This window comes from Virgibacillus ihumii, assembly GCF_902726655.1.
Classification (GTDB): domain Bacteria; phylum Bacillota; class Bacilli; order Bacillales; family Amphibacillaceae; genus Lentibacillus; species Lentibacillus ihumii.
Genome location: NZ_CACVAN010000001.1, coordinates 57,671 through 71,310, shown reverse-complemented (window position 1 = coordinate 71,310; position 13,640 = coordinate 57,671). Strand labels below are relative to the sequence as shown.

General features: G+C 41.6%; 14 protein-coding genes, 1 riboswitch and 1 other annotated feature. Of the genes, 5 read left to right on the top strand and 9 right to left on the bottom strand.

All coding sequences use genetic code 11. The annotated features are described in order from the left end of the window. Positions 1-108 precede the first annotated feature (108 nt). A riboswitch (SAM riboswitch) is annotated at positions 109-205 on the top strand. 88 nt (positions 206-293) lie between these two features. Both HUX68_RS00410 and HUX68_RS00405 read left to right on the top strand, forming a co-directional pair. Further along, positions 294-1,400 carry a 5-methyltetrahydropteroyltriglutamate--homocysteine S-methyltransferase gene (locus tag HUX68_RS00410; RefSeq protein WP_174612794.1) on the top strand — a complete coding sequence of 369 codons (1,107 nt, stop codon included), beginning with the start codon at positions 294-296 and terminating at the stop codon, positions 1,398-1,400. Between the two features lie 106 nt (positions 1,401-1,506). After that, a complete protein-coding gene (locus tag HUX68_RS00405) occupies positions 1,507-1,650 on the top strand; it encodes a hypothetical protein (RefSeq protein ID WP_174612793.1) in 144 nt (47 codons plus the stop codon). A 93-nt stretch (positions 1,651-1,743) separates the two neighbouring features. Here HUX68_RS00405 and HUX68_RS00400 read toward each other — a convergent pair whose 3' ends face one another. The 3 genes from HUX68_RS00400 to HUX68_RS00390 all read right to left on the bottom strand — a co-directional run bounded on the left by HUX68_RS00400 (position 1,744) and on the right by HUX68_RS00390 (position 5,242). Continuing rightward, on the bottom strand, positions 1,744-2,160 hold the full coding sequence (locus tag HUX68_RS00400) for a universal stress protein (protein WP_174612792.1): 417 nt from the start codon (positions 2,158-2,160) through the stop codon (positions 1,744-1,746). 43 nt (positions 2,161-2,203) lie between these two features. Beyond that, complete coding sequence (locus tag HUX68_RS00395; RefSeq protein WP_174612791.1) at positions 2,204-3,664, bottom strand: SulP family inorganic anion transporter; 1,461 nt, start codon at positions 3,662-3,664, stop codon at positions 2,204-2,206. 390 nt (positions 3,665-4,054) lie between these two features. Continuing rightward, positions 4,055-5,242 (bottom strand): amidohydrolase, encoded by a 1,188-nt coding sequence (locus tag HUX68_RS00390; protein ID WP_174612790.1) that lies wholly within the window; start codon positions 5,240-5,242, stop codon positions 4,055-4,057. Between the two features lie 421 nt (positions 5,243-5,663). On the opposite strand from HUX68_RS00390, the gene HUX68_RS00385 reads away from it, so the two are divergent. After that, positions 5,664-6,395, top strand: a complete 732-nt coding sequence (locus HUX68_RS00385; protein ID WP_174612789.1) for a LysM peptidoglycan-binding domain-containing protein — start codon at positions 5,664-5,666, stop codon at positions 6,393-6,395. Positions 6,396-6,456: 61 nt separating this feature from the next. Beyond that, positions 6,457-6,641: a binding site (T-box leader), on the top strand. Positions 6,642-6,706: 65 nt separating this feature from the next. Then, positions 6,707-7,702, top strand: a complete 996-nt coding sequence (gene trpS, locus HUX68_RS00380) for a tryptophan--tRNA ligase (RefSeq protein WP_174612788.1) — start codon at positions 6,707-6,709, stop codon at positions 7,700-7,702. 273 nt (positions 7,703-7,975) lie between these two features. Here the strand turns inward: trpS and HUX68_RS00375 are convergent, their stop codons facing one another. From HUX68_RS00375 to HUX68_RS00350, 6 genes are all read right to left on the bottom strand, one after another. Beyond that, positions 7,976-8,737 carry a YjbA family protein gene (locus HUX68_RS00375; RefSeq protein WP_174612787.1) on the bottom strand — a complete coding sequence of 254 codons (762 nt, stop codon included), beginning with the start codon at positions 8,735-8,737 and terminating at the stop codon, positions 7,976-7,978. Positions 8,738-8,881: 144 nt separating this feature from the next. Further along, complete coding sequence (locus tag HUX68_RS00370) at positions 8,882-9,085, bottom strand: YuzI family membrane protein (RefSeq protein WP_174612786.1); 204 nt, start codon at positions 9,083-9,085, stop codon at positions 8,882-8,884. 197 nt (positions 9,086-9,282) lie between these two features. Next, positions 9,283-10,518, bottom strand: coding sequence for a beta-ketoacyl-ACP synthase II (gene fabF, locus HUX68_RS00365; RefSeq protein WP_174612785.1), 1,236 nt, complete (start codon positions 10,516-10,518; stop codon positions 9,283-9,285). 32 nt (positions 10,519-10,550) lie between these two features. Continuing rightward, positions 10,551-11,489, bottom strand: a complete 939-nt coding sequence (locus tag HUX68_RS00360; RefSeq protein WP_174612784.1) for a beta-ketoacyl-ACP synthase III — start codon at positions 11,487-11,489, stop codon at positions 10,551-10,553. 100 nt (positions 11,490-11,589) lie between these two features. Next, positions 11,590-12,555: a BMP family ABC transporter substrate-binding protein gene (locus tag HUX68_RS00355; RefSeq protein WP_246206577.1), complete on the bottom strand. Its 966-nt coding sequence runs from the start codon at positions 12,553-12,555 to the stop codon at positions 11,590-11,592. Positions 12,556-12,618: 63 nt separating this feature from the next. Further along, a complete protein-coding gene (locus tag HUX68_RS00350) occupies positions 12,619-13,188 on the bottom strand; it encodes a hypothetical protein (protein WP_174612782.1) in 570 nt (189 codons plus the stop codon). A 121-nt stretch (positions 13,189-13,309) separates the two neighbouring features. Between HUX68_RS00350 and HUX68_RS00345 the strand changes: the two genes are divergently transcribed. After that, complete coding sequence (locus tag HUX68_RS00345; protein WP_174612781.1) at positions 13,310-13,492, top strand: DUF2929 family protein; 183 nt, start codon at positions 13,310-13,312, stop codon at positions 13,490-13,492. Positions 13,493-13,640: the final 148 nt, after the last annotated feature.

Below are 13,640 nucleotides of genomic sequence, written 5' to 3'. Positions count from 1 at the left end.
ATTCAAAAGTCAAGAAACCGTCTATGATGATGAGCTGCAAATTTTTGTATTGACATTCCAAAACTTCAGGTGTATCGTATTATTTAAACTAAACTGAATAACGAAATATTCTTATCCAGAGAGGTGGAGGGACTGGCCCTTTGAAGCCTCAGCATCGGTTATAAAACTGTGCTAATTCCAGAAGCGCAATGCTTGAAGATAAGAAGAGTGACGTATAAAACAGTCAGGTCTCTTCTTATTGGAAGAGGCCTTTTTATGTTTTCGGATTCAGTTACCTTAAAGGAGGAACATGGATGACAACCAAAATCGGTACAAAAGCACCTTTTCGCGCAGACCAGGTTGGGAGTTTGCTCCGACCTGAGCGGCTGCATGCGGCAAGAAAGGATTTTAAAGAAGGCACTATTTCTGCAGAACAATTGCGTGATGTGGAAAATGAGGAAATCAAACGGGCAGTTGACAAACAAATTGAAACCGGCCTGGAAGCTGTCAGTGATGGGGAATTCCGCCGAACCTGGTTCCACCTCGACTTTATGGAACATTTAAACGGATTTGAAGGATATGTACCTGAACAGGGTTATGCATTCAATGATCAGGAAACGGAAAAATACAACGTTCGGAATTCGGGGAAAATCTCATTTAACCGAAGTCATCCATTTTTACGGGATGTCAACGACCTACTTGATATTGTTGATGAACGTGCCGCTGTAAAGTTTGCGATCCCAAGCCCAAATATGTTTTTTAACGATGGTATTCGAAATGCAGACATTTATCCGGATGTTGAAAAATATGCAGAAGACATTATCCAGACGTATCAAGATGCGCTTCAGGCTTTTTATGACAAAGGACTCCGCTATTTGCAGCTGGATGATGTCTATATTGCCGGGCTTGCTGCTGACAGTGTTCCATGGAATGATGATATGGTCGACCGGGATTATCTGATTGACCTGGCAGTGCGTGTTCTCAATGAAAGCCTCGCCGAAAAACCGGATGACCTGACTGTAACAGTACACTTATGCCGGGGAAATTACCGCTCCACATGGGCATTTGAAGGCAGCTATGACCGGATTGCCCCGAAATTATTTGCAAAAGGCAATGTTGATGGATTTTTCCTCGAGTATGATGATGATCGTTCCGGCAGCTTTAATCCGTTGAAATACGTTCCTGAGGGTGGTCCGCGCGTTGTACTTGGCGTTATCACATCCAAATCGGGTGAACTGGAAAATAAAGATGAAGTCATCTCGCGTATAAAAGGTGCGGCTGAATATGTTCCACACAACCAGTTGTGTCTGAGCCCACAATGCGGATTCGCTTCAACCCATCACGGTAACAAACTTACGGAGGAACAGCAGTGGGCAAAACTGAAATTTGTTGTGGATGTGGCCCGTGAAATTTGGAATTAAGTGCCAAAAAGGCTGGGACAAATCAAAAAGTGTAATTCAAAAAACGAACAATTCTAGAAATTAGCGGAGGAAATATACGTAGACTCCTGCGGGAGGAGAGGCCTAGATGAGACCCCGCAGTGCGTATGCACGAGGAGGGCTCAATGGCAGTGTGACATTTGATAATACCGTAACAAGCATTTCCAATATTATTAACCGAATTAACAAAATGGATTTTCAGGCAAAAGTTGTCCATCATATTTCCCAGTGAAAAAATCGTTGAATGCTGTATAAACGTTAAAGCCCGTACCTGATGTTCAGGCACGGGCTTGTTCAATTCACGTAAAGACATGGTTTCACTTTTTCATTTCACAATAAGAACCGGACAATCAGCCCGTTTAGCAACTTTGTGGCTTACACTGCCTAAAATCATCGTTTGCAGATTATTCAACCCTCTGCTCCCGATTACAATGCAATCAAAATCATGCGAATTTGCAAATTCAACGATTACCGGGCCGGGTTCCCCGTGAAGTATTTGCACGTTGTAGTCAATATTGTTTCCCTCAATCTGATTCAATACGTGCTGAATCTTTTCTTTTCTTCGCTGCATAATTTCATACTTACTGTCATGGTGGAGAACATCTGATTTTGATTTTTGCCCATCAACCACATAAACAACATCAATTGTTCCTTTAAATTTTTCTGCAAGCTGAATGGCATAATCTGCCGAACGAACTGAATGTTTTGAACCATCCGTAGCCAATAGTATCCGTTTAAACAAAGGTTCACCCCTTAGAAATTTCGCACTCTATGACATTTCCATATTAATGACCGGACGCTTTTGAAAGTCCGCCGATACGTTTTTTTAAATTGCGGCTTTCATCATTCAGTCCGGTATACGTTACGTGTATATCATTTTCCGCAAACTTCATTTCAATTTTATCCAGCGCACCAATTGCCGAATCATCCCAGAGATGTGCGTGTGTCAGATCAATTTCCACCGCTTCAACAGAGTCCATAAAGTTAAACTTTGCCGGAAAATCGCTGACCGAAGCAAAGAACAACTGTCCTTCCACACGATAGATTTTTTTCTGCTCCCGCAAAATAAGCTCTTCCGTCACTTTTATCTTGGAAATTTTTGCAGCAAAGAATATTGCGCTTAACAGCACCCCTGCCAAAACACCAATCGATAAATTATGCGTTACCAGAACGAGGGCCACCGTTGTGACCATTACGGCTGCATCCGTTTTAGGCAGTTTGTTCAAATTTTTCACCGATGACCAATCAAACGTACTTATTGAAACCATAAACATGACACCAACAAGCGCCGCCATTGGAATTTGCACAACCAAACCACCCAGAACAATAATGAGAAACATCAGGAAAGTCCCAGCAACAAAAGCGGATAACCGGCCGGCACCACCCGATTTGACATTAATAACGGATTGTCCGATCATAGCACATCCGGCCATTCCGCCGAAAAATCCCGCTACAATATTGGCAATTCCCTGTCCGCGGCTTTCTTTGTTATTATTGCTTTCCGTATCCGTCATATCATCTACTATATTAGAGGTTAATAATGATTCCAGCAACCCGACAATTGCCATTGATAAGGAATATGGAAAAATAACCATAAGTGTCTCAAATGAAAACGGAATGGATGGGATCAGAAACACCGGCAGCTGCTGTGACAGTTCGCCCATATCTCCTACCGTTCCTACATTAAGATTACCATATATTACAATTAAAGTTACCACTATGATTGCTACCAACGTTGATGGAACAGCTTTTGTTATACGCGGAAAAAGATAAATAATAGCTAGTGTTAATCCAACGAGCGCATACATAACCCATGTTTCGCCCACAAAATGTTGAAGCTGTGCCATGAAAATCATAATCGCCAATGCATTCACAAATCCGACCATAACCGAACGCGGAACAAACTTCATCGCTTTTGCCAGTTTAAAAATACCAAATAAAATTTGAATAATACCTGTCAAAATAGTTGCCGCCAATAAATACTGCAATCCATAATCTGCAACCAGATCGACCATTAGCAAGGCCATTGCACCAGTCGCTGCCGATATCATTCCGGGGCGTCCTCCGACAAACGAAATGACAACAGCAATACAAAAAGCCGCATATAGACCAATCATCGGATCCACCCCGGCAATTATGGAAAAGGCAATTGCTTCCGGTATAAGAGCCATCGCTACGACCATACCAGCCAGAACATCTCCCCGAACATTACCAAACCATTCCTGTTTTATTTCCTGTAAATTCACGTAAGCACCTCTTTACTGTTATTATTTTGTCCTTCCCATGTGCATTGCCTGACACATTTCAACAAGACAAGTTTCATCCGTATCCGTTTTTAACAAGGTGAATCATATCATACAACGCTTTATACACAAAATTTGATGTAAACGCGAACATTAATGAAATGCTCCCATTTCCTATGCTTTTCTTTAAGTTATTGCACGATTTCACAAATCCTAATTGCACTAAAAACATGAAAAAGCCCATTCCTGATGTTTAGGCATGGGCTTTCATTTAACATACAATTGTCCTATCTTCCACTTCCAAAATCCTACGGGTAAGAAAGAAGTTAATGCATGGAATCCATCCGACATTTCCCTTCAGAACTATCCATCCAGATTGAGCTGTTTTACGGATCACTCTCTATCTAAGTAACTCACAACAACTTGTCCCACTGATTTGGCAGCAACCAGAATAGCATCCTCATCAATATCAAATTTTGGATGATGGTTGAAATAAGGTTCATCAACTCCTTTTGGAGTACAGCCAATAAAGAAATAAGAACCAGGGATTTTTTCCAGATAATATGCAAAGTCATCAGATGGTGCCATTTTAGGAAATTCTTTAACTTTTTTAATGTCGTTATCCTTAACCTCTTTCAATGCATCTGCAACAAACGTAGTCAGCTCAGGATCATTATACAACGGCGGGTAGTCCGGAGTATACGTTAGCTCACCTGTCACACCAAACATTTCTTCCATTCCTTTTACAATCCGGTGAACCTCTTTATCGATAACATTTTGTGTTGCATCATTGGAATAGCGTATATCCCCTTCAATCTCAATGTTGTCCTTAATCACATTAAAGCTTCCTTTACCGTCAAATGAACCAATTGTTACAACCCCGGAATTCATCGGATCCACCCGGCGGCTGACAACGGTCTGAACTGCAGTCACAAAGTAGGCACCTGCCACAATCGCATCATTCGCTTTGTGGGGAGATGATCCATGTCCGCCAAGCCCTTGTACCTTCAATTTAAAATACGTACGGCCATTAAACGAATAACCACTATGATAGCCAACTGTACCGGAGGAAGCGAGCGGCAAAATGTGAATACCAAAAATAGCTTCTAAATCATCCAGTTTTCCTGAATCCACAATACTTTTAGCACCACCAGGAGGCTGCTCCTCTGCATGCTGGTGGATAATTTTAATTGTACCCTTGATTTGATCTTTCAGCTGGATAAGACAGTCAGCCAAAATTAACAAATATGCCGTATGAGCATCATGTCCGCATGCATGCATCACACCTTCATTAACTGATTTAAACGGAACATTCGCTTCCTCATGAATCGGCAAAGCATCAAAGTCAGCGCGAAGCCCGACAGTTTTTCCCGGCAATGTTCCGTTAATAGTAACAATGATTCCATGGCCATTTCCTACGTTCGTCTCTATTTCGACATCTTTTCCTTTGTAAAAATCAATAATATAAGCCGCAGTCTTTTCTTCTTGAAAGGAAAGTTCGGGGTGTTCATGTAGATGGCGGCGAATTTCAATCATTTCATCTTCCCGTTCTTCCAGCATTTTCATTAATTCGTCTTTCATCATAAAAGCCTCCCACAAATGAACTACCAATATCATATTTGCAGTAATTCCTTAAGCTCTATAGGTATATTTGATCCCCGAATAAATTGAGAAAACAAGTTTAACAGCAAAAAATAAACTTAATACTAACGGGTTAATTGTTTCTACCCTTCCCTAAACAGCTTTACCCCATTACAGAAACCCTAATTACTTAAGCCATATTATTTGCTGTTTCCGTAAAATAATTTCTGCCTCTATTTCAGGATTTTGTAAGACCAGTTATATCACAAGGGGCGGAATAAGAACAGGAATAAGTCTTGCTCTCCCCATTAGCAGATTTGGACATTCACCTATTCCATTGAGAATGAATACATTGTAACAGAATTTAATCGATAAACCTCATTGGAATCAATTTCATCAACAGAAGGAGTGACGTTGAACAGTGAACTGCTTTTACACACATACAATCCAGCCAGGGGATAATTACTGGTTGTTGGCATATTTGTATCATACTTCGACTGAGAGAATAATTGATGCAAATCCTGAAGCTGATCCGTATTATTTGCGTATTGGGCAGCATATCACCATACCTGTTACCACATTTCCTGATCGGCCGGAAGAAACGAATCATTGTATAAGTCAGGCGGAACTAAAATTTAGAAAAGAGATGGTCGCTCTTTGGGAAGAGCATGTAGCATGGACACGGATGGTTATTATCAGTTTAACCTTTGACTTACCGGATGTGGAGTTTGTCATTGCCCGGCTTCTACAAAATGCCACAGATATGGGGGATATGCTCAGAGAATTATATGGAGACGCTGCCGGAGAAACATATGCTGAATTGATTAAAGAACATCTTTTATTCGCTGCCGATCTTGTCAACGCAGCTATAGCAGGTGATGAACAAGCAGCAATGGAAGCTGAAGAAAAGTGGTATGATAATGCAGACCAAATTGCTGCTTTTTTGAGCAGTATAAATCCTTTTTTAACGGAACAAGTTGTGAGAGATATGTTCTACACTCATTTGGATTTAACAAAACAGGAAGCTGTTTTCATGATCAACATGGAGTACCAAAAAGATATCGAAGTATATGATGCAATTGAAGAGCAAGCACGGGAAATGGCCGACACCATTGCAGATGCGATGATTAAACTGTACCCGAGTATGTTTTAGCGAAAGGGAGTACCGCTTGCATTTCGAGACAATTGTTGGATATAATAATGACAGATTAATAAGATGGGCAATGAAAAAGGCGCAGTACAATTACCCGCTGATTTTTTCAGAGAGCTTGTGGTTGGTGAGAATAAGCATCAAGGTAAATTGGAATTGGACTTTGGAGCTGGAATGTTTTTAAATAAAGCGATCCTGCAAAAAACTGCAGGATAATGAGGGTGGCACCGCGGTTCATTCGTCCCTTTTATACAGGGATAGATGGACTTTTTTATTGTCCATTTTAGCGGAAATCAGAAATGGAGTGTGGAAAAATGAAAACAATTTTCTCTGGGATTCAACCAAGCGGTACGTTAACACTTGGAAATTATTTGGGGGCCATGCAGCATTTTATCCCATTGCAGAACGAAAACAATTGTTATTACTGTATTGTCGATGAACATGCTGTAACAGTTCCACAAGATAGGCTGAAGTTAAGACATAATATCAAGTCACTTGCGGCTTTGTATCTTGCTTCCGGAATTGATCCGGATAAAGCTACACTGTTTATTCAATCGGAAGTCCCTGCACATACGCAAATGGGCTGGATGATGCAGTGCATCAGTTATATCGGTGAGTTGGAACGAATGACACAATTTAAAGATAAGGCTGCCGGTAAAGAAGCCGTATCGTCATCACTGCTCACATATCCGCCGCTGATGGCTGCAGATATCCTGCTGTACAAAACAGATATCGTGCCTGTCGGTGATGATCAAAAACAGCACATGGAACTGACACGAAATCTCGCGCAACGTTTCAATAACAAATTCAACGATATTTTTACCATACCGGAAGTCAGCATCCCAAAGTCTGGTGCACGAATTATGTCGCTGCAGGATCCGACCAAAAAAATGAGCAAATCTGATTCCAATGAAAAAGGCTATATTTCGATGCTCGATGAGCCGAAAAAAATTATTAAAAAAATGAAGAGCGCCGTGACCGACTCTGAGGGTGTTGTGAAATTTGATAAGGAGAATAAGCCAGGTGTATCCAACCTGATAACCATCCTATCCGCCTGCACTGGCAAATCTGTTGAGGAAATCGAAACAAACTACGAAGGCAAAGGCTATGGCGATTTTAAACAGGATGTCGCTGATGCTGCCGTCAATGTACTCGAACCAATCCAAAAACGCTATTATGAACTGATCGATTCGGAAACGTTGGACGAAATACTCGATCATGGTGCTGATAAAGCATCATTTGAAGCAAATAAAATGCTTCGCAAAGCAAAAAAAGCAATGGGACTTGGCAGAGTTCCCAAGAAAAAATAAGCGGTTGGAGCACTTCCTTTCGGGGGTGCTTTTTGCTTGCTAATGAAAAATTGGTTGTTCTGCCGATATATCCACTGTTCCTCCCTATCTATAATTTCATTCGATTGTATTTATCCACGATTTTCATCCGGATATCCACGGTTTCAGGCGACTTATCCACGAAAAGCCCATCTCAGAACCCCCGCCGAGGATTAACAGCACTCCGCATTCTGCTAAAAACCAAAAGAGCAACCTCGCCAAGGGGCCCCCGGCAAAGGTCACTCTTTTAAAAATTTACTGCTGCTTGGATTTATTTTTATCCGAAGATTGTTCGACTTCCCACATTTTTTCGAGGAATGGTTGTCCTTTGATCATTTTTTGACAAAGTTCTTCATGTGATAAGCTCCAGCTCTGCTTTACACCTTCGTACAATGTGTTCCAGACTGTATCCTCGTTCATATAGCGGATGAAGGGATATTGTTTCGGGTCCCATTCGGTCAGCCAATAACGAAGTTCCTCCAGATTGTTGGTTGTACGAAGCTGATCGAGTGCGATCATCAACAGTTGTTTCAGCTGCCGCTCCCTACGTGTCAATCCGTGGACAAGTTCCGGTTCCATCGATAGCATATGATATTCTTTTTTTGCCACTTTTTCTTCAAATGTAAATGTTTCAGGCTGCGTTGTTTTAATCATGTCGAATACAAGCTGCTCCTGTCTTGGAATAAGCCTGCTTTTTCTAACAGGAATATGATAGCCGACCGTGTCAACAGCCATTATATCATTTCCGTCTGTCACAACACATGCATATTCAAGCACATTGCGCTCCTGCCCTTTTCGGGAATAGGCCCGTTTGTAAATCATATTAAGCATGCTTTCCGGCAAATCCTGCATGTCATTTTCAATGTAGTCGTAAAGCAATTCTGATATGTAGAGTAACGGCACCTGATCCAGCAGTTCAATCTGATCCTCGCGCCGCCATTCATGAAAATAACACACACTGTAGCCATTTTCTTCACCTTCAAACCAATTCACCCAAACATCGTGTAAATACAACATATACAACCCTCACTTTTAGCACTTTAAATGTTTACTGCCAGCATTTGTTGCTGGGCAAAACGTTATCAGGCAACTGCCTTTTTAACGGTTCATTTAAAATACATTATGACCATCATCGGAAAAAATATTCGATTGATTGAAAGATTAGGTGTTTGGATATCGGTACAATGCAATCACCATCAACAAAAAACCAACAGGAAAAAAATAGCACTCCGGCCGGCTTTTAATAAAAATAAAATATTCCACCCACTCTATTCCTGCAGGTAAAAAATTCATGTATGCAATAATCGTAACCCCGCCGGTGACAGCCAGTCCAAATCCAAGTAAAAAAAGAAACAGCATACCCATTTATACTCCACCGCCCATGCTTGTACAACCTTGTTTATATCAGTATATGTTTCAGTTGGACAAACATGATAAACTAACGGGATTACGAATTTCTCGCTTCAAAGATTTTATCAGTCACTTTTCCACTTTTATCGGTATTCCGAATTCCACACGCAAAAAAAAGACCGACCACCTGCGTGATCAGCCTCTCTTTCAACTTAATATTTTTTAAACAGCAATGAAACATTGTGTCCGCCAAAGCCGAGCGAGTTGCTCAGCACGATATTGACGTCCTGTTTTCTTGATTCATTTGGTACATAATCCAAATCACAGTCCGGATCCGGTGTTTCATAATTGATTGTCGGTGGAAGGACGTCATCTTCAATCGATTTAACAGAGATGACCGATTCGATTCCACCTGCCGCTCCAAGCAAATGACCGGTAACGCCTTTGGTTGAGGATACCGCTAATTCTCTGGCATAGTCACCAAACACAGTTTTAATTGCCATTGTCTCAAACTTTTCATTGAGTTGGGTACTTGTACCATGTGCATTCAAATAATCAACATCTGTTACCTGGATGTCTGCATCATCAATAGCCTGCTGCATCGCACGGGCAGCACCCTCACCGTTTTCTGCTGGAGCAGTGACATGATAAGCATCACCGGTTGCCCCGTAACCGATGATTTCAGCGTAAATATGTGCACCGCGGGCTTCAGCTGATTCAATTGTTTCCAGAATCAAAATGCCGGAACCTTCTCCCATAACAAAGCCATCGCGATTTTTGTCAAATGGACGACTGGCTTTCTTCGGGTCTTCGTTTACAGACAATGCTTTTGCAGAGCAGAATCCGGCAAATGCCATGTTGGAAATCGGCGCTTCTGCACCACCTGCAATCATATAATCCACCTGACCACGTTGAATTGCTTTAAAAGCATCGCCAATCGAACTTGCACCGGACGCACACGCTGTCGTCGAACACGAATTGATACCTTTTGCACCAAGCTGAATCGACACCTGACCTGCCGCCATGTCCGGAATCATCATCGGTACGAAGAACGGACTGACACGACGCGGGCCTTTCTCCAAAAACTTCGTATGCTGTTCTTCCCATGTTTTCATTCCACCGATACCTGAGCCTACCCAGACACCAACACGATCAGCGATCTCGTCATTGATTTCAAGTTTTGCGTCGTCAACTGCCATTTTTGCGGCTGCAACTGCATATTGTGTGAAAGGGTCCATTTTCCGGACATCTTTCTTATCAATGTAAACAGTTGGATCGAAGTCTTTCACTTCTGCAGCAGCTTTGGCTGGAAAATCATCTTTATCTACTTTTGTAACAAAATCAATCCCGGTATTTCCTGCAACAACATTATCCCACATAGACCGGACATCATTGCCAACGGGGGATACAGCACCGAGTCCCGTAACTACAACTCTTCGTTCTGCCATTTGGTACTCCTCCTATGAGATTTACTGCGTTCTTATTTACCCCAGCGAAGTGCAACAGCACCCCATGTCAAACCTCCGCCGAAACCTACCATCACGACTAAATCATCATCTTTAATTTTATCATCCCGGACTGCTTCAGACAAAGCAATTGGAATGGAAGCCGATGAATTATTACCGTACTTTTTAATGGAATCCGCCATTTTATCCTGGGAAATACCAAGACGTTCGCGGGCCGCTTCCATGATTCGGATGTTTGCCTGATGCGGTATCAGGTAATCAACATCTTCTTTATTATAGCCAAGTTGCTCAATGACATTTACCGACGATTCCGGCATCTGCCGTACAGCAAATTTGAACACTTCCCGGCCGTTCATCTGGAGATGGTCATGTTTATCCTGATACAATTCTTTTCCCCCTGAACCGTCTGAGCCGAGTTCAAATGATAAAATCCCTCTTCCTTGCGATACGGGACCGACTACTGCTGCTCCTGCCCCATCACCGAACAGGACACACGTATTCCGATCAGACCAATCCGTGATCTTGGATAGTTTTTCCACACCTACGACCAAAATATTTTTATAAGCATTTGTTTCGATAAACTGTTTGGCTGTTGCCACTCCATACATAAACCCGGAACAAGCCGCACTGATATCCATTGCAGCAACTTTTTTTGCGCCGAGGCGATCTTGAAGCATACATGACACAGATGGGAATGGCGTGTCCGGTGTAACAGTCGCAACCAGAATCATATCAATATCCTCTGCCGTCATATTTGCTTGTTCCAATGCATTTTGAGCAGCGAAAAATGCCATGTCGGATGTATCGACATCATCACTGGCAATCCTTCGTTCTTCGATGCCTGTTCTCGTACGGATCCATTCATCATTCGTGTCCACAATTTTTTCCATATCCTGATTCGTCAAGACTTTTTCTGGAACATAATGTCCGGTACCCAACAAACCTGCACCCATAATTCCATCTCCTTAAAATAAAAGTTAATATCAATTATTATGACTTGGTACTAATAATAATGCATAATCACACACACTGCAAGTACATACACCGGATTCCTCACTGCTCGTTGGGCAGCAAGTCTGTCTCCTCGTAAGATTCAATTGCTCCGTTCATTTTTTCCTGGAAATCTTCCGGTATATCCGGACTGAATTCACCCATGGAGATTACCCCGTCCTGAAAATCAAATGTCAGAACACCACCGCGGAGTTTGCTTTCGTTAAATTTTTCTGTAATTCGAACATACAAATCCGAAACGTGCTGAACAGTACTCGTCAACACTTGCTCTTCATCGATGGATGACTGGTCCGTCACATATCCGATTCCATACAACCCGTCTTCGCTTACTTCCTTTAAAACTTGCGCACTGTATAAATCACCGGTCGGGTAAAAAACATCCGCATTTTCATCGCGCATCTGCTCGTAAAGCCGCATTGCCTTCTTTGTATCATTCCAACTGTTCACATACCTGATATGTACGTTAGCAGTGGGGTTTTGATATTTCACCCCTTCGTAAAATCCTTCAATTTCCGGTTGCCATTCAAATGCCCCGATAACGGCAACCTCATCCGTATCAGTCATTTTCCCGGCAACCATCCCCGCAAAAAAACCCATCGCATGCGAATTGAAATTGAGTGATGTCACATCCTCACCAAATTCACCGCCATTAAAATACACAAAGTGCATTTCCGGATAAGATGGAGCAATTTCCACAAAGTATTTTCCATACGTATTACTGTGTCCAAAGACAAGATTAACCCCGTTATTGGCAAATTCCTCTACGGCTTCGATCACTTCCTGTTTTGTCTGAATACCTTCCTTATAATAGACTTCCGTATCCAATTCCTCGTTGATTGTCCGAAGCCCTTGATACCCTTCCTTTGACCATGCATTATCGTGGACTGAATGCTCGACCAGCATGCCCACTTTTTGCAGGTTATCATCATAGCCTGTACAACCGTATAGTAAGAGGGAAATACCCAAAATAGCCAGTAACACGATGGAAAACTTCTTCAAACTCCGCACTCCTATCCAAATGTAATACTTCCTTATAAAACTGCTGATTTGTAAATAAGTTTATCATACATTTTATTTAGATTCGTACAATTTACTGAATTTTTTGTAGTGATTTTTCACTGTTTTTATACGGTCGTTAATAGGTCTATTGTTTCGGATAAAGACGGAGTTTTCAAGTTTTATTTCAGCATTTATATCTTCCCCCTTTTTTTTCACATTGACAGCAGAAGGTAGATTGGATGCAGCAATACACTGATCGATGATTTTTAAAAAATCTCCAATATAAACTGCTTTCTCAACAAACTCATCCGAATCAAACGCAATAAAATCACCTCGGTAATACATACCGTCCTGATTCATTGGCATCCATTCCCCGAACAGAAGCGGCAAGTATATCGTTGACGCACTGTCTTTATGAAGGGTTAATGCCGTTTCATGGGGAGTAAGACGTATATCATAGGCAGATTCATTCAATCGCTGCTTCATGTGTGTAAAGTTTTCATTACGGCCAATAAACATGGATAAATGCTCTTTTCCATCTGTATCAATTTCGTCATTTCCAGTGACGGTGTACCCTTGATCAAGCAGATACTCGACAATATGAAACCCAATCCAGTAAAAACAGTTTTCCACTAAAAACATTCCGGTTCCCCCTTGTCAAATAATGTTCACAGTTCCTTCAGTTGCAAAAAGAAAATCTTTTATTTTCGGACTCAATTTGATAAACTATATGAGGAAAGTATATGAAAACGAGGTGTTAGTAATGCGATTTATCATGCCATTGATTTGGGCATTTTTTATCAGCTGTGTCATATCCTATGTATTAACCAGCATGGGCGGCACTTCATTCGACCTGACAAGCACAATTGCTATGGCAATTATTTTGTCAATTGGGGTCTTCTTCCTTGGTGAAGGTGTTTTGAAACAAAGTGAACGTGAACAATAAAGTAAAACTCCAATCAGTAACGGTTTCCCGCCGATAGTTAATTAAACGATTCGGACATTTATTCGACAGTTGCCTCACGTGGCTTATTTCATCCGCAACTTTTGAAATAATGGCCTATTGCCGATTAACGGGGAATAAATTACATTAA